This is a genomic window from Pseudomonas sp. GL-RE-29 (genome assembly GCF_019947275.1).
GTDB lineage: Bacteria > Pseudomonadota > Gammaproteobacteria > Pseudomonadales > Pseudomonadaceae > Aquipseudomonas > Aquipseudomonas fluorescens_A.
This window is the reverse complement of sequence record NZ_JAGYGD010000011.1, coordinates 105,371-120,573: the sequence shown is the minus strand read 5'-3', so window position 1 is coordinate 120,573 and position 15,203 is coordinate 105,371. Positions and strand designations below refer to the sequence as shown.

Here is a 15,203-nt window from a genome sequence, read left to right as displayed (position 1 = left end):
CGACATGTTCCGTCCCAAATTGTTGTTCACCAGCCTTGCCGCGCTTGCCCTGGGTGCCTGTTCGCCACAGGACCCGCAAGCCGTCACTTCGGCGGCCATCGCCAAGTCCGTGATTCTGCCGACCTACACCCGCTGGGTTGAAGCCGACCGCCAATTGGCCGTCAGCGCCCTCGCCTACTGCGAAGGCAAGGAAAACCTCGAGACCGCCCGCGCCGATTTCCTGCACGCACAAAAAGCCTGGGCCGAGCTGCAACCGCTGCTGATTGGCCCGCTGGCCGAGGGCAACCGTGCCTGGCAGGTTCAATTCTGGCCGGACAAGAAAAACCTGGTCGGGCGTCAGGTCGAGCAACTGGTCACCGCGCAACCGCAGATCGACGCCGCCGCCCTGGCCAAATCCAGCGTTGTGGTGCAAGGCTTGTCCGCCTACGAATACATCCTTTTCGACAGCAAGCCTGATGTGGCCAACGCTGAACAGAAAGACAAGTACTGCCCGCTGCTGATCGCCATTGGCGAGCGTCAGAAACAACTGGCCGAAGAGATTCTGAAAAGCTGGAACAACACCGACGGCATGCTCGCGCAGATGAGCAAGTTCCCGAACCAGCGCTATGCCGACTCCCACGAAGCCATCGCCGATGTGCTGCGTGTGCAAGTTACCGCCCTCGACAGCCTGAAGAAAAAACTCGGCACGCCAATGGGCCGCCAGAGCAAGGGCGTGCCGCAACCGTTCCAGGCCGATGCATGGCGCAGCCAGTCGTCCCTGACCGGCCTCGAAGCCAGCCTCGCCGCCGCCAAAACCGTGTGGGAAGGGGTCGATAACAAAGGCATTCGTGGCCTGTTGCCGAGCGAGCAGAAACCGTTGGCCGACAAGATCGACGCCGCCTATGCCGCGTCTCTGAAACTGTTCGCCAGCAACCAGCGCTCGCTGACCGAAATGCTCAACGACGATGCCGGTCGCCAACAACTCAACGATCTCTATGACAGCCTCAACGTCGTCCATCGCCTGCACGAAGGCGAACTGGCCAAGGCGCTGGGCATCCAACTGGGCTTCAACGCCAACGACGGTGACTGATGAGGACGAGTGCCATGCTGCGACGTCAGGCTCTGACTTTAGGTAGCTTGCTGCTGGGAGCAGTGACACTGGGCGGCTGGACGCTGTTCAAGCAAAAGGACAAAAGCCCGCTGCTGCTCTCGGCGCGGGACGATACCGATGGCAGGCACTACGCCGTCGGTTATCGGCTGGATGGCACCCAGGTGTTCGCCACCGAGGTCGGCCAGCGCTGCCACGACATCATTAACCACCCGTCGCTGCCGATTGCGCTGTTTGTGGCCCGGCGTCCGGGCACCGAGAGCTACCTGATCGACCTGCGTAACGGTACGTTGCTGCAAACCGTGGCGTCGCAACCGAACCGGCATTTCTACGGTCACGCGGTGATTCACCACAGCGGCGACTGGCTGTACGCCACCGAGAACGACACCTCCGATCCGGGTCGCGGCCTGCTGGGTGTGTATAAGTTCGAAGGCGAGCGGCTGGTGCACAGCGGCGAGATCTCCACCCACGGCATCGGCCCGCACCAGGTGTCGTGGATGCCCGATGGCGAAACCCTGGTGGTGGCCAACGGCGGGATTCGTACCGAGGCCGAAAGCCGGGTCGAGATGAACCTCAACGCCATGGAGCCGAGCCTGGTCCTGATGCAGCGCGACGGCACCCTGCTGAGCAAGGAAACCCTCGCCCAACAGATGAACAGCGTGCGCCACCTGGGGATTGCCAGCGACGGCACCATCGTCGCCGGCCAGCAGTTCATGGGCGCGGCTCACGAGCACTCGGAATTGCTGGCGATCAAGCGTCCGGGGCAACCGTTCGTGGCGTTCCCGGTGCCGGAGCATCAATTGCAGGCCATGGGGCATTACACCGCGAGCGTCGCGGTACACAGTGACTTGCGCCTGGTTGCGTTGACCGCGCCACGGGGCAACCGCTTTTTCATCTGGGACCTGGACAGCGGCGAAGTGCGCCTGGATGCGCCACTTCCCGATTGCGCCGGGGTCGGTGCGGTGGCCGACGGTTTTGTCGTGACTTCGGGCCAGGGTCGCTGCCGCTACTACGATTGCCGCCAGACAAACCTGGTTGCGAAACCGCTGGATCTGCCTGCGGGGCTCTGGGACAACCATCTGCATTTGATGGCGTAAGTTACGCTGAAAAGATCGCAGCCTTCGGCAGCTCCTACAGGTGTACACCCATTCCCTGTAGGAGCTGCCGAAGGCTGCGATCTTTTTCGGTCACCAGTACTCCAAAGCCTGACATGCTGTAATAACTGCCAGTTGGATTCCCCTTCCCACTCGCGGTAATGTGCCCCACTGTCTCACCTGATTTTCTCCAAGGAACTGGAAATATGCTGCGTCGCCGCATGCTGATCATGTTGGGTGTTGTTCTGTTGATCGTGCTGGTCCTGGCCGGTTACAAAGCCTTCTCCATCTACACGATGATTCAAGGCTTCTCTGCGCCCAAACCCCCGATCAGCGTCGCCGTGGCCACAGCCATCGAACGGCCCTGGCAGGCGCGCCTTCCTACCGTCGGCACACTCACGGCCCTGCAAGGCGTGGACTTGAGCCTGGAGACCGACGGCACCGTCATCGATTTGCAGTTCGAGTCAGGACAGAAGGTCAAGGCCGGTCAACCCCTGTTGCGACTCGACAGCGCGGTGGAAACTGCCCTGCTGGAAACGGCGCAGGCCGACCTGGGGCTGGCCCAGCTCGATTACGGCCGCGGCAGCCAACTGGTGGGCAGCCAGGCCATTTCCAAAGGTGAATTCGATCGACTTTCGGCGGTACTGAAAAAGAGCAAGGCATCGGTCAATCAACTCAAGGCTGCACTCGGCAAGAAAAGCATCGTCGCCCCCTTCAGCGGCACCATCGGCATTCGTCAGGTGGACGTTGGCGACTATCTGGCCAGCGGCACCATGATTGCCACCCTGCAAGACCTCAGTAGTCTCTACGTCGATTTCTTCGTACCCGAGCAGTCGGTGCCAAAGATCGCCATCGGCCAGCCGGTTGAAATCGTCGTCGCGGCTTATCCGACGCTGACCTTCCCCGGCACCATCAGCGCGATCAACCCCAAACTCGAGAACAGCACGCGCAACATGCAGGTCCGCGCCACCCTGGCCAATCCCGATGGAAAGCTGCTGCCAGGCATGTTCGCCAGCCTCCAGGTCATGTTGCCCGACCCGCAACCGCGCATCGTCGTGCCGGAAAGCGCGATCACCTACACGCTGTACGGCAACTCGCTGTATGTCGTCGCAGAGAAAAAAGCCGAAGACGGCAGTATCGAAAAAGACGACAAAGACCAACCGATCCTGATTGCCGAACGGCGCTTCATCGAAACCGGCGAACGCCGCGACGGGCTGGTGATGATTACCAAAGGCGTGAAGAGCGGCGAAAAAGTGGTCACGGCCGGCCAGATCAAACTGGATAACGGTGCGCACATCGCCATCAGCGACGACAAGACCCTAGCCGAGAAGAACAGTCAGCCTCGCGCTGACTGATCAAGGAACCCCCATGGCTTTTACTGATCCGTTCATCCGCCGCCCGGTGCTCGCCACCGTGGTCAGCCTGCTGATCGTCCTGCTGGGCTTCCAGGCCTGGAGCAAGCTGCCGCTGCGCCAGTACCCGCAAATGGAAAACGCCCTGATCACGGTGACCACCGCGTACCCCGGAGCCAACGCCGAAACCATTCAGGGTTACATCACCCAACCGATGCAGCAGAGCCTGGCCAGCGCCGAGGGTATCGACTACATGACCTCGGTCAGTCGCCAGAACTTCTCGGTGATCTCGATCTACGCGCGCATCGGCGCCAATAGCGACCGCTTGTTCACCGAACTGCTGGCCAAGGCCAACGAGGTCAAGAACCAGTTGCCCCAGGACGCCGAAGACCCGGTCCTGAGCAAGGAAGCCGCCGATGCTTCGGCTTTGATGTACATCAGTTTCTTCAGCAAGGAACTGAACAACCCGCAGATTACCGACTACTTGTCGCGGGTTATCCAGCCGAAACTGGCGACGTTGCCGGGCATGGCTGAAGCCGAGATTCTTGGCAACCAGGTGTTTGCCATGCGCCTGTGGCTCGACCCGGTGAAACTGGCGGGTTTCGGTCTCAGCGCCAGCGACGTGACCGATGCGGTGCGCAAGTACAACTTCCTCTCCGCTGCCGGCGAAGTGAAAGGCGAGTACGTGGTCACCAGCATCAACGCCAACACCGAACTCAAATCCGCCGAAGCCTTCGCCGCGATTCCGCTCAAGGTCGAGGGTGACAGTCGGGTGCTGCTGAACGATGTGGCGCGGGTGGAAATGGGCGCGGAGAACTACGACACCATCAGCTCTTTCGGTGGCACACCCTCGGTCTACATCGGCATCAAGGCCACACCCGGCGCCAACCCGCTGGACGTGATCAAGGAAGTGCGCAAGATCATGCCGGACCTTGAAGCCCAGCTGCCGCCGAACCTCAAGGCTGAAATTGCCTACGACGCCACCCTGTTCATCCAGGCTTCGATCGACGAAGTGGTGAAAACCCTGTTCGAAGCCGTGCTGATCGTGATCGTGGTTGTATTCCTGTTCCTGGGCTCCCTGCGTTCGGTGGTGATCCCGGTGGTTACCATTCCGCTGTCGATGATCGGCGTGATGTTCTTCATGCAGATGATGGGTTATTCCCTGAACCTGCTGACCTTGCTGGCGATGGTGTTGGCCATTGGCCTGGTGGTGGACGATGCCATCGTGGTGGTGGAAAACATCCATCGCCATATCGAGGAAGGCAAGACGCCGCTGGACGCCGCCATCGAAGGTGCCCGGGAAATCGCCATGCCGGTGGTTTCGATGACCATCACCCTGGCGGCGGTGTACGCGCCGATCGGTTTCCTGACGGGGCTTACCGGGGCGCTGTTCAAGGAGTTCGCCCTGACCCTGGCCGGGGCGGTGGTGATTTCCGGCATCGTCGCCCTCACCCTCTCGCCGATGATGTGCGCCTTTCTACTGCGACACGACGAAAACCCCAGTGGACTGGCCCATCGCCTCGACCTGATTTTCGAAAGTCTCAAGCGTCGCTATCAAAGCATGCTGCACGGCACCCTCAACACTCGGCCGGTGGTATTGGTGTTCGCGGCGATTGTGCTGTGCCTGATCCCGGTGCTGCTCAACTTCACCAAGTCGGAACTGGCGCCGGATGAGGACCAGGGCATCATTTTCATGATAGCCAGCGCTCCGCAACCGACCAACCTCGACTATCTGAGCACCTACACCGACGAGTTCATCACGATCTTCAAGGCGTTTCCCGAGTACTACTCGTCGTTCCAGATCAATGGTTTCAACGGCGTGCAATCGGGCGTCGGCGGCTTCCTGCTGAAACCGTGGAACGAGCGCAGCCGCACACAAATGCAGCTCCTGCCCGAGGTGCAATCGAAACTGGCGAGCATTCCGGGGCTGCAGATTTTCGGCTTCAACCTGCCATCCCTGCCCGGCACTGGCGAAGGGCTGCCTTTCCAGTTTGTCATCAACACCGCCAACGATTACGAGTTGCTGCTGCAAGTGGTCGACCGGGTGAAAAAACGGGTGATGGAGTCCGGCAAGTTCGCCTTCGCCGACGTCGACCTGGCGTTCGACAAGCCGGAAGTGGTGGTGGATATCGATCGCGCGAAGGCTGCGCAGATGGGTGTTTCGATGCAGGATCTCGGCGGAACGCTGGCCACTTTGCTCGGCGAAGCAGAGATCAACCGCTTTACCATCGAGGGTCGCAGCTACAAAGTCATTGCACAGGTCGAGCGGCCTTTCCGGGATAACCCGCAATGGCTGAACAATTATTACGTGAAGAACAGTAAAGGCGAACTGCTGGCCCTCTCGACCCTGATTAGCGTGACCGACCGGGCGCGTCCACGGCAACTGAACCAGTTCCAGCAACTCAACTCGGCCATCCTGTCCGGGGTGCCGCTGGTCAGCATGGGTGAAGCGATCGACGCCGTTCTCCAGATCGCTCGGGAAGAAGCACCGGCAGGCTTTGCCTTTGACTATGCGGGCGCTTCGCGGCAATACGTGCAGGAAGGCAGTGCATTGTGGGTGACCTTTGCCTTGGCGCTGGCAATCATTTTCCTGGTGTTGGCGGCCCAGTTTGAAAGCTTCCGCGACCCGCTGGTGATTCTGGTGACCGTCCCGCTGTCGATCTGCGGGGCGCTGATTCCGCTGTTCCTCGGCTGGTCGAGCATGAATATCTACACACAGGTCGGATTGGTGACGTTGATTGGACTGATCAGCAAGCACGGGATTTTGATCGTCGAGTTCGCCAATCAGCTGCGCAAAGACAAGGGGCTGAGCGCTCGCGAGGCGGTGGAAGAAGCTGCGGCCATCCGTTTGCGCCCGGTGCTGATGACGACCGCCGCCATGGTGTTCGGCATGGTGCCCTTGATCATCGCCACCGGGGCGGGAGCGGTCAGCCGCTTTGATATCGGTACGGTGATTGCGACGGGGATGTCGATTGGTACGTTGTTCACATTGTTCGTGTTGCCATGCGTGTACACACTGCTGGCCAAATCCGAGAAAACTGTACACACCAACGCCCTGTAGGAGCCGGCTTGCTGGCGATGAACGACGACGCGGTATGTCTGGAGCACCTCGGTGCCTGGATCGCCAGCAAGCCGGCTCCTACGAGATTGTGTGCAAGTCAGTTGTTGACGGGCATAAAAAAGGCCTCGCATCAGCGAGGCCTTTTATTTTGGCTTCAATCTGTTCAACTTTGCGGCCTCAATCCTTGAGAAAGTCCGAACATGAACAGCAATAGATCATGGTCGGGCTGTGTTGCTACGGATGCCTTGGCAACCCGTGGCAACGGACAATGCGCGTCCCCTTGCATTGAACTGAGGACTTGCGTGCGGGGCTGCTCCCAGGCAGCCACCGCGAGTGAAGCAACTGCCAAGGCTCCTATCAGAAACAAACCTCGCGCAACTTCGAGTTTCATTGCTATAAACCTTTGATAGCGCTGCCAAACGCCGTCTTATAAAAATAGACGAGTTTGTCCCAGTCCGTCGTGCTGAACGACGAGTGGCGACGCAGTTGCTTCATGTCATGAGCCGCTGCGCGATAAGCGGTCAGACGCTGTCGGCACTTCTCCAGATCGATCAGGGCGACCTCGACTTTGGCGGTTTCGCCGACACCGGTAACGCGCACAAATACGTGTTTGATATAGATGCAGCTATGCTGCCAACGACCCTTGTGCATACGCGCAAGGTTCTCGGCCAGATCCTTCAACACGCGATCATGCGCGACTTCACCGACACGCTCGCGGCCGCCGCCAGCGTACCAATGTTCGATTTCTTCAAAGCCGTCCAGTGACTTGGTAACCAGCAGTGCGCGCCATTTGTGCACCGGATCGCGTTGTGCGCCGCAGTAAACGATTTCCGGAACGCGGACACCCAGTGCCCGCACGCCAGTCAGCGCATCACGCTCACGCAAAACCGTCGGCCGACCAAACGGGTGCAACCAGCTGCGATGGATATGCCCGGTCTGCCGTTTAACGTAGAGCAGCTGACCATCGCTACCCATGATGCGCTGCACGCCACTTTCTCCACCGCGACGGACATTGGGTTCTTCTACCCATTCACCGCGCTGGTTCCAGAAATAGTCGAAGCGGTCCGGGGAAGCGACTTCCGTTTCCGCTGCACATTGCACTGCCATTCTCTTACCTCTTCCGTAATACGTAGACCCGCCACATGGCATAGAGCGGTATAAAGTCCAGTTGTTCCTGAATTCGGAAACCTGCCTGTTCAAATTCCTTTTCTACCGTAGCAGCCGGTAACACAAATCGATTCTGATAACCAACCTGCCCACGGGTTTTCTCTGCGCGCTTGCGTTTCCAGGCTTTGAAATTGCCATCCACCCACAGCGAAAGAATCACACTGTCTCGGGTGACGCGCTCGAACTCACGCAAAATCGCCAGTCGATGCTCGGCTTCACCGATGTGATGGAGCAAACGCATGCAAAAAATGCTGTCGACGGCGTTATCAGGCAGGGCGATGTCGAATGCAGAAGTGTGCAAGGGTTGTACCCGTTTCACCACATCGGCAGGTTGCGCCTGTGTAGCGATCTTCAGCATGGACTCGGAATTGTCGGCACCGATGATCACACGATTGGGCTTTTCTGCCAGCAACGGCCAGAAACGCCCCGCACCGCAGGGCAAATCGAGGACCAGGCCCGGCTCGCCAACCAGCGCCAATGCCTTTCGTGCCAGTTGCTCGTCCCGCAAGTGGGACAGTCGACGGCCAAGACCATCCTTGTGCTTGCGCAGGTAACGCTGGGCGTGTTGATCGTCGTACTTTTCGGAAAAATCTAATTTGATAGGGCCGGCCATCACAAAGGTCTCCTTAGCTTCTGATACCAACGACCACCATATGGAGCGGGTTGTCAGATTCAGGTTATCCCTTTGTGAAAAAAATGTTATGTAAAAGTCGAAAATATTTCGAGGTATTACAAGGCTTGGCTATGGCCCTAATCGCCTTTTGACAGATCGCTCAATTCACTTGAGATGTATGCAACTGCACGTGGAAACGACAACCGTTGGGCTCCATGGTAGTGAGGCTGACGCTCCAGCCCTGGTTTTCACAGATTCGTTGCACCAATGACAGACCTAACCCCAGCCCGTCACCGCGTTTCTCCGTGCCCCGCACAAAGGGCTCGAACATGGCTTCGCGTTTTTCCTCGGGAATACCCACGCCACTGTCCTCGACCAGGAAACCACCGGTCGTCAGCGTCAAGCGAATGAAGCCCCGTTCGGTGTAGTGCAGCGCATTACGCAGCAGGTTGCCCATGACCGCTTGCAAGAGCGTCGCGTTATAGCGAGTGGTCTGTGGATTACCCGGCTCGAAGATCAGCCTCAACCCTTTTTCCTCAATCGGCCCGCGCCACAGACTGAGCAGCCCATCGGCCACTTGGCTCACGGACTGCTGCGGTGACATGTTGGCGTCTTCACGTTGCGCACGGGCCAGCATCAGGAAGGTTTGCACCAGCTCACGCATTTCTTCACAGGCCCGTGCGATTCGTTCGACCTGCGCTCGGCCGCGCTGATCGAGGCCCGAGTTTTCCAGCAACAATTCACAGGAACTGGCCAACACCATCAAGGGCGTGCGCAGTTCGTGGCTGACGTCGCTGGTGAACAAGCGCTCCCGGGTCAATGCCTGGCGCAATCGGCCGAGCGTAGCGTCAAAGGCGACCGCCAGTTCACCCACTTCATCGGCCGCATAATCGGGCGCCAGAGGTGGCGCCAAACCTAACAGCTGATCACGATGACGCACCTGACGTGCCAGGCGCACCACCGGCGCCATCACCTTGCGCGCCAAGACCCATCCGAGGAAAACCGCCAACGCCAGGCTGAGCACGAAACCCACCAGCACCACGGCGAACAACACTCGCTCGCGCTCTTCAAAATCGCTCTGATCCTGCAACAGCACATACCGCCGGCCATCAATGATTTCGACCATCGCGTGGTAGGACAAATTCTCGCGGAATACTTCGTGAAACCCCGTATCGAGGTGGCGCAAATCCTTGGGCAGCTCGAAGTCGCCGCGTCCGCCGCTGAAATAGAACAACTGGTCGGGCTCAGGGCGATGGCTCCAGTCGGAGACATTGTCCATCAGCAACAGACGTTGTAGATCGCCGCCCAGACCGGCCGAAATCAGTTTTTCTTCCACCAGGTGCACGGTGAAGACAATGCCCATCGCGAACGCACCCGCCACCAACGCGCTCATCAGCGCAAAGGCAATAATGATCCGCTGGGAAAGGCTTTGCTTAAACTCCATCACGGCCCTCGGCCAAGCGATAACCCACACCGTGCACCGTTTGCAGCAAGGGCTTGGCGAATGGCTTGTCGATCACCTGGCGCAACTGGTGGACATGGCTGCGCAGGCTGTCGCTGTCCGGGCAGTCGTCGCCCCACAGCGCTTCCTCGAGAATTTCCCGGCGCAGCACGTGCGGGCTTTTCTGCATCAGTACGGCCAGCAACTTCAGGCCCACCGGGTTGAGCTTGAGCAGACGACCTTCGCGGGTAACTTCCAGGGTATCGAGGTCGTAGCTCAGATCGCCGACTTGCAGGGTGCGGCGACCGCCACCCTGGGTACGACGCATGACGGCCTCGATGCGCGCCGCCAGTTCCGACAGGGCAAAGGGCTTGATCAAGTAATCATCGGCACCGGACTTGAAGCCCTGTAGCCGGTCATCCAATTGATCGCGAGCCGTCAGCATGATCACCGGCGTATCGCGGCGTGCATCTTCGCGCAGGCGCTTGCACAGGGTGTAGCCGTCGATCCCGGGCAACATGATGTCGAGCACGATCAAGTCGTAATGCTCGGTGGCCGCCAGATGCAGACCTGACAAACCGTCCTGCGCGCAATCCACGGTATAGCCTTTGAGACCCAGGTAATCGGCGAGATTAGCCAGGATATCGCGGTTGTCTTCAACCAATAGAATTCGCATGGGCACCTTCTTCGTACGCGGAAACGGCCGTCTTGGCCCGCGCAGCTTAAGGCCAAGTGTGGCTCACGGCTAGGACTGCGTGCAGTCATTGATCCAGCGAACGAACGGGTTAACGGCTCAACAACTTTTTCACTATTGGTTCACAGGCTGACGACAGGATCAGGCTCAAACTCCGCGCGGCTGCGTACTTCAGATCTCTTCACCGACCAAGGAATTGCCATGGTTTCGACCCTCGTCCGCCCTGCCTCCCGCCCGCTCAACTGGTGGGTATGCCTGGGCGTTCCCGCCGTCGCGGCGATAATTTTGGTACTGCTTGAGCTGACGTCCCTGGACATGGACCTGGCCAGGCTCTTCTACGATCCGGTCGCGGGAGAGTTCATCGGGCGGCACAGTTACTTCCTCGAAGACATCCTGCATGACCGGGCAAAGCAAGTAGTCATCGCGTTCTCGGTGTTTGCCATTCTCGGCTTCATCGGTTCGTTTTTCATGGTCAGGCTCAAACCTTTCAAACGAGAGCTTGGCTGCCTGGTGTTGTCCCTGGGTTTGGCGACATCTTTTGTCACCCCCATGAAAGCGGTGACGGCAGTGCAATGTCCTTGGAGCCTTGAGCAGTTCGGTGGTCACGAAACCTACAGTGAATTGCTGAGCCCTCGCCCGCCTACCGAGAAGCCTGGCCGTTGCTGGCCCGGCGGTCATGCCGCCACCGGTTTTACGCTGCTTGCGTTGTTTTTCGTGTTGCGCGACCGTCGTCCGCGCATGGCACGTGCGGCGTTTGTTTTCGCCATCGCTTTGGGCTCGGTGTTCTCTATCGGCCGGATGATGCAGGGTGCGCACTTTTTCTCGCACAACGTGTGGACCGCGGTGTTCTGCTGGTTGATTTGTTTGGGGTCGTATTACTGGATTCTGTATCGGCCGGCATCGAAGGCTGAACCGGTGAGCAAGACTGAACCGGTCAGGGCCTGATAGAAGATCAAAAGATCGCAGCCTTCGGCAGCTCCTACAGGGATCGCATCTTCATGCCGCGATTCCCACAACTGTCGCATTTCCCTGTAGGAGCTGCCGGAGGCTGCGATCTTTTGACGTTGATCTTTTATAAGCCCAATAAAAAACCCCGCCTGCTTTCGCAGGCGGGGTTTTTTGATACAGGGGTAAGGCTGGCTTACATCATGCCGCCCATGCCGCCCATACCGCCCATGTCTGGCATACCGCCGCCAGCACCGCCGTCTTTCTTCGGTGCATCAGCGATTGCTGCTTCGGTAGTCAGGATCAGGCTGCCGATGGAGGCTGCAGCTTGCAGAGCCGAACGGGTCACCTTGGTTGGGTCCAGGATGCCCATTTCGATCATGTCGCCATATTCGCCAGTCGCAGCGTTGTAGCCGAAGCTGCCCGCGCCGTTCTTGACCTTGTCGACCACTACGCTTGGCTCGTCGCCGGAGTTGGCAACGATCTGACGCAGAGGTGCTTCGATAGCGCGACGCAGAACAGCGATGCCCACGTCCTGATCGGCGTTGTCGCCTTTCAGATCGGACAGTGCTTGCAGAGCACGGATCAGGGCCACGCCACCGCCAGGTACCACGCCTTCTTCAACGGCTGCACGGGTAGCGTGCAGGGCGTCTTCAACGCGGGCTTTCTTCTCTTTCATTTCTACTTCGGAACCAGCGCCAACCTTGATCACTGCAACGCCGCCGGACAGCTTGGCCAGACGCTCTTGCAGTTTTTCACGGTCGTAGTCCGAGGAAGTCTCGGCAACCTGGGCGCGGATCTGGTTGATGCGTGCTTCGATGTCGCCTTGTACGCCAGCACCGTCAACGATGATGGTATTTTCCTTGGACAGGGTCACGCGCTTGGCGTTACCCAGGTGCTCCAGGGTGGTGCTTTCCAGGCTCAGGCCGATCTCTTCGGAGATGACGGTACCGCCGGTCAGAACAGCGATGTCCTGCAGCATGGCCTTGCGACGGTCGCCGAAGCCTGGAGCCTTGACGGCTGCGACTTTAACGATGCCACGCATGTTGTTCACAACCAGCGTCGCCAGGGCTTCGCCTTCAACGTCTTCGGCCACGATCAGCAGTGGACGGCCGGCTTTGGCAACGGCTTCCAGTACTGGCAGCATTTCGCGGATGTTCGAGATCTTCTTGTCGACCAGCAGGATCAGCGGGCCGTCCAGCTCAGCGACCATGGTCTCTGGCTTGTTGACGAAGTACGGGGACAGGTAGCCACGGTCGAACTGCATGCCTTCAACAACCGACAGTTCGTTTTCCAGGCCCGAGCCTTCTTCAACGGTGATCACGCCTTCTTTACCGACTTTTTCCATCGCTTCGGCAATGATGTCGCCGATGGAGTTGTCGGAGTTGGCGGAGATGGTGCCTACCTGAGCGATAGCCTTGGTGTCAGCGCATGGCTTGGACAGGGCTTTCAGCTCTTTGACGATAGCGATGGTCGCTTTGTCGATACCGCGCTTCAGGTCCATCGGGTTCATGCCGGCAGCGACGGCTTTCAGGCCTTCGTTGACGATCGATTGAGCCAGAACGGTAGCGGTGGTGGTGCCGTCGCCTGCGTCATCGTTGGCACGGGAAGCAACGTCTTTGACCAGCTGCGCGCCCATGTTTTCGAAACGGTCTTCCAGTTCGATTTCCTTGGCTACGGAAACGCCGTCCTTGGTGATGGTCGGAGCGCCGAAGCTCTTCTCGATGATCACGTTACGGCCTTTCGGGCCCAGGGTCGCTTTTACTGCGTCAGCCAGGACGTTGACACCGGTGAGCATTTTCTTGCGGGCGGAATCGCCGAATTTAACTTCTTTAGCAGCCATGATCGATATTCCTTAAATACTTTGTAGTAACGGGAAAATGAGCGGGTAATCAGCCTTCGACAACAGCGAGAATTTCGTTCTCGCTCATTACCAGCAGGTCTTCGCCGTCGACTTTCACAGTGTTGCTGCCGGAGTAAGGACCGAACACAACCTTGTCGCCCACTTTTACGGACAGTGCACGCACTTCACCGTTATCCAGTACGCGGCCGGTGCCGACAGCGAGGATTTCGCCGCTGTTGGCTTTTTCAGCAGCCGAACCTGGCAGGACGATACCGCCAGCGGTTTTCTTTTCTTCTTCGCTGCGACGGATGACGACGCGGTCATGCAGAGGACGAAGCTTCATTGTCGATCTCTCCTAATTGTGGTTTTCATCGGCCGGTGTAGTCCCGGCGGGTTTAACAAAGTCCGGCGGTGCCGGGTGCGGTTCGTCGAGCGAACCGCGGAAGTCTGTCTGGCGTGATCACCAGAAACCTTGCGGTGACCGTTACATAAGGGCGCATAAGCTTATTACAAGGGCGGGGATCGAAAAATTTTCTTCTCTTTGCCCGCAACGAACACGGCACCCGAAGGTGCCGTGTCGATATGAGGTGTTACTTGCTATCGCGGTGTTCGAACTCGCCTTCGATCACGTTCGGCTCGCGGCCCAGCGGCTCACGCGGCGCAGGGCCGCCACGGGACTGAAGGTCATCGGCGAACGCACGCTGGCGGATCGCTTGCTCCTCGGCACGCTGGCGCATTTTATTGGCCAGCAGACGACGAGAGATCGGCAGCAGCATGATCAGGCCGACCACGTCGCTGATGAAACCCGGCAGGATCAACAGACCACCGGCCAATGCCAGCATCAGGCCTTCGAGCATGGTCTGCGCGGGCAACTCGCCACGGTTCAGGCTTTCACGGGCTCGCAAAGCCGTTGCCAGCCCGGCGACTCGCAACACGAACACACCGAACATTGAGCCGAGAATGATCAGCAGCAGAGCCGGGAAAAACCCGATAGCCCCTGCCACCTTGACGAATACGAACAGCTCCAACACCGGGAACAGCAGAAAGAGCAACAAAAAAGGGCGCATCAAATGGTTCCTCAACGCAAGAATGCCTTGCCAGTAATCCTTAGATGACGTCGCCGTTTCGTGAATTCAAGCGTCGGCTACTTCATTTTTTGGCCAATGTTCGGCGTGAGCGAGGAAAACCAAGGCCTGGCGAACTTGTGTCGGCGTATTACACGGAGCCTGGAACGGCAACCAGTAGAGCACTTGCCCGATGCGCAGGTGCATACCTTCGCTGTCGATTCCGACCATCTGCGCCGGCGCGGTTTTCGGCAAACCCGCCAGATCGACGTAATGGGCAATCGCCTTGGCGTGATCGGCGTTCATGTGCTCGACCATGCTCACTTCAGCCTTGCCGGCAAAAGGGTTCGCCACGATCAGGTCGTTGACCCAATGAATGGCGCCAAAACCGCCGATATAACGGTGACGCACCGGTTGCAGCACCCAGAAATCGAAATCATGGGCCTTGTGGTAGTTCTGCGATTCGGGGAAGTAGCGGTAATAACGCTCGGCCGCCGCATCGATGGCCGACTCGTCCTCGAGCATCTGCGCCTCGGCCAGATAGGTCAGCCGACCAACGGCTTGCACATCCTCAGCCCCACGCTCGCCGACAAAAAGCGAGCATTTTGGATCTTTCTGCAAGTTGTGGGTGTGCTGAGCGATGCGGCTTATAAGGATCAGCGGCCGACCGTGCTCGTCCAGGCAGTACGGAACGACAGATCCAAACGGGAAGCCGGGCATCGCCTTGGAGTGGGTCGACAGCACTCCACGGTATTCCTTGAGAAGCAATTCTCGGGCATTCTTGGCCGCTTCTACGCTCAATTTATGACTCCTTATATAGAATCCGTCGAAAAAACGGACGG

General features: G+C 58.7%; 14 protein-coding genes. 5 read left to right on the top strand and 9 right to left on the bottom strand.

Annotated elements, in window-relative coordinates; translation table 11 throughout:
- Positions 1 to 4: 4 nt before the first annotated feature.
- From KGB21_RS11805 to KGB21_RS11790, 4 genes are all read left to right on the top strand, one after another.
- The gene (locus tag KGB21_RS11805; protein ID WP_223505199.1) at positions 5 to 1,069 is read left to right on the top strand and encodes an imelysin family protein; all 1,065 of its coding nucleotides are present in this window, start codon (positions 5 to 7) and stop codon (positions 1,067 to 1,069) included.
- A 14-nt stretch (positions 1,070 to 1,083) separates the two neighbouring features.
- Positions 1,084 to 2,184, top strand: a complete 1,101-nt coding sequence (locus tag KGB21_RS11800) for a DUF1513 domain-containing protein (protein ID WP_223505198.1) — start codon at positions 1,084 to 1,086, stop codon at positions 2,182 to 2,184.
- 203 nt (positions 2,185 to 2,387) lie between these two features.
- Complete coding sequence (locus KGB21_RS11795) at positions 2,388 to 3,536, top strand: efflux RND transporter periplasmic adaptor subunit (RefSeq protein ID WP_034149043.1); 1,149 nt, start codon at positions 2,388 to 2,390, stop codon at positions 3,534 to 3,536.
- Between the two features lie 13 nt (positions 3,537 to 3,549).
- The gene (locus KGB21_RS11790; protein ID WP_034149042.1) at positions 3,550 to 6,594 is read left to right on the top strand and encodes a multidrug efflux RND transporter permease subunit; all 3,045 of its coding nucleotides are present in this window, start codon (positions 3,550 to 3,552) and stop codon (positions 6,592 to 6,594) included.
- Positions 6,595 to 6,757: 163 nt separating this feature from the next.
- On the opposite strand, the gene KGB21_RS11785 is transcribed toward KGB21_RS11790, so the two are convergent.
- From KGB21_RS11785 to colR, 5 genes are all read right to left on the bottom strand, one after another.
- Positions 6,758 to 6,985, bottom strand: coding sequence for a hypothetical protein (locus tag KGB21_RS11785; RefSeq protein WP_080757993.1), 228 nt, complete (start codon positions 6,983 to 6,985; stop codon positions 6,758 to 6,760).
- A 2-nt stretch (positions 6,986 to 6,987) separates the two neighbouring features.
- A complete protein-coding gene (locus KGB21_RS11780; RefSeq protein ID WP_034149041.1) occupies positions 6,988 to 7,701 on the bottom strand; it encodes a lipopolysaccharide kinase InaA family protein in 714 nt (237 codons plus the stop codon).
- A 4-nt stretch (positions 7,702 to 7,705) separates the two neighbouring features.
- Positions 7,706 to 8,374, bottom strand: coding sequence for a class I SAM-dependent methyltransferase (locus KGB21_RS11775; protein WP_034149040.1), 669 nt, complete (start codon positions 8,372 to 8,374; stop codon positions 7,706 to 7,708).
- A gap of 160 nt (positions 8,375 to 8,534) precedes the next feature.
- On the bottom strand, positions 8,535 to 9,818 hold the full coding sequence (locus KGB21_RS11770) for a sensor histidine kinase (RefSeq protein WP_034149039.1): 1,284 nt from the start codon (positions 9,816 to 9,818) through the stop codon (positions 8,535 to 8,537).
- Entirely contained in the window at positions 9,808 to 10,491 is a 684-nt protein-coding gene (gene colR / locus KGB21_RS11765) for a two-component system response regulator ColR (RefSeq protein WP_020799911.1), read from the bottom strand. The genes KGB21_RS11770 and colR overlap by 11 nt, the downstream gene beginning before the upstream one ends.
- A gap of 219 nt (positions 10,492 to 10,710) precedes the next feature.
- Between colR and KGB21_RS11760 the strand changes: the two genes are divergently transcribed.
- Complete coding sequence (locus tag KGB21_RS11760; protein WP_223505197.1) at positions 10,711 to 11,454, top strand: phosphatase PAP2 family protein; 744 nt, start codon at positions 10,711 to 10,713, stop codon at positions 11,452 to 11,454.
- A 196-nt stretch (positions 11,455 to 11,650) separates the two neighbouring features.
- On the opposite strand, the gene groL is transcribed toward KGB21_RS11760, so the two are convergent.
- The 4 genes from groL to KGB21_RS11740 all read right to left on the bottom strand — a co-directional run bounded on the left by groL (position 11,651) and on the right by KGB21_RS11740 (position 15,162).
- Positions 11,651 to 13,297 (bottom strand): chaperonin GroEL, encoded by a 1,647-nt coding sequence (gene groL, locus KGB21_RS11755; RefSeq protein ID WP_034149037.1) that lies wholly within the window; start codon positions 13,295 to 13,297, stop codon positions 11,651 to 11,653.
- 49 nt (positions 13,298 to 13,346) lie between these two features.
- Positions 13,347 to 13,640 carry a co-chaperone GroES gene (locus KGB21_RS11750; protein WP_034149036.1) on the bottom strand — a complete coding sequence of 98 codons (294 nt, stop codon included), beginning with the start codon at positions 13,638 to 13,640 and terminating at the stop codon, positions 13,347 to 13,349.
- A 247-nt stretch (positions 13,641 to 13,887) separates the two neighbouring features.
- Positions 13,888 to 14,364 (bottom strand): FxsA family protein, encoded by a 477-nt coding sequence (locus KGB21_RS11745; protein WP_223505196.1) that lies wholly within the window; start codon positions 14,362 to 14,364, stop codon positions 13,888 to 13,890.
- Positions 14,365 to 14,430: 66 nt separating this feature from the next.
- Positions 14,431 to 15,162 carry a HugZ family protein gene (locus tag KGB21_RS11740; protein ID WP_223505195.1) on the bottom strand — a complete coding sequence of 244 codons (732 nt, stop codon included), beginning with the start codon at positions 15,160 to 15,162 and terminating at the stop codon, positions 14,431 to 14,433.
- Between the last annotated feature and the right edge of the window lie 41 nt (positions 15,163 to 15,203).

What these genes read in the sequence shown, in the direction of transcription:
- KGB21_RS11795 (WP_034149043.1), top strand. Translation starts at nt 2,388, where the DNA reads ATGCTGCGTCGCCGCATGCTGATCATGTTGGGTGTTGTTCTGTTGATC.
- KGB21_RS11805 (WP_223505199.1), top strand. Translation starts at nt 5, where the DNA reads ATGTTCCGTCCCAAATTGTTGTTCACCAGCCTTGCCGCGCTTGCCCTG.
- KGB21_RS11775 (WP_034149040.1), bottom strand. Translation starts at nt 8,374, where the DNA reads ATGGCCGGCCCTATCAAATTAGATTTTTCCGAAAAGTACGACGATCAA.
- KGB21_RS11790 (WP_034149042.1), top strand. Translation starts at nt 3,550, where the DNA reads ATGGCTTTTACTGATCCGTTCATCCGCCGCCCGGTGCTCGCCACCGTG.
- KGB21_RS11745 (WP_223505196.1), bottom strand. Translation starts at nt 14,364, where the DNA reads ATGCGCCCTTTTTTGTTGCTCTTTCTGCTGTTCCCGGTGTTGGAGCTG.
- groL (WP_034149037.1), bottom strand. Translation starts at nt 13,297, where the DNA reads ATGGCTGCTAAAGAAGTTAAATTCGGCGATTCCGCCCGCAAGAAAATG.
- KGB21_RS11785 (WP_080757993.1), bottom strand. Translation starts at nt 6,985, where the DNA reads ATGAAACTCGAAGTTGCGCGAGGTTTGTTTCTGATAGGAGCCTTGGCA.
- KGB21_RS11800 (WP_223505198.1), top strand. Translation starts at nt 1,084, where the DNA reads ATGCTGCGACGTCAGGCTCTGACTTTAGGTAGCTTGCTGCTGGGAGCA.
- KGB21_RS11750 (WP_034149036.1), bottom strand. Translation starts at nt 13,640, where the DNA reads ATGAAGCTTCGTCCTCTGCATGACCGCGTCGTCATCCGTCGCAGCGAA.
- KGB21_RS11780 (WP_034149041.1), bottom strand. Translation starts at nt 7,701, where the DNA reads ATGGCAGTGCAATGTGCAGCGGAAACGGAAGTCGCTTCCCCGGACCGC.
- colR (WP_020799911.1), bottom strand. Translation starts at nt 10,491, where the DNA reads ATGCGAATTCTATTGGTTGAAGACAACCGCGATATCCTGGCTAATCTC.
- KGB21_RS11760 (WP_223505197.1), top strand. Translation starts at nt 10,711, where the DNA reads ATGGTTTCGACCCTCGTCCGCCCTGCCTCCCGCCCGCTCAACTGGTGG.
- KGB21_RS11770 (WP_034149039.1), bottom strand. Translation starts at nt 9,818, where the DNA reads ATGGAGTTTAAGCAAAGCCTTTCCCAGCGGATCATTATTGCCTTTGCG.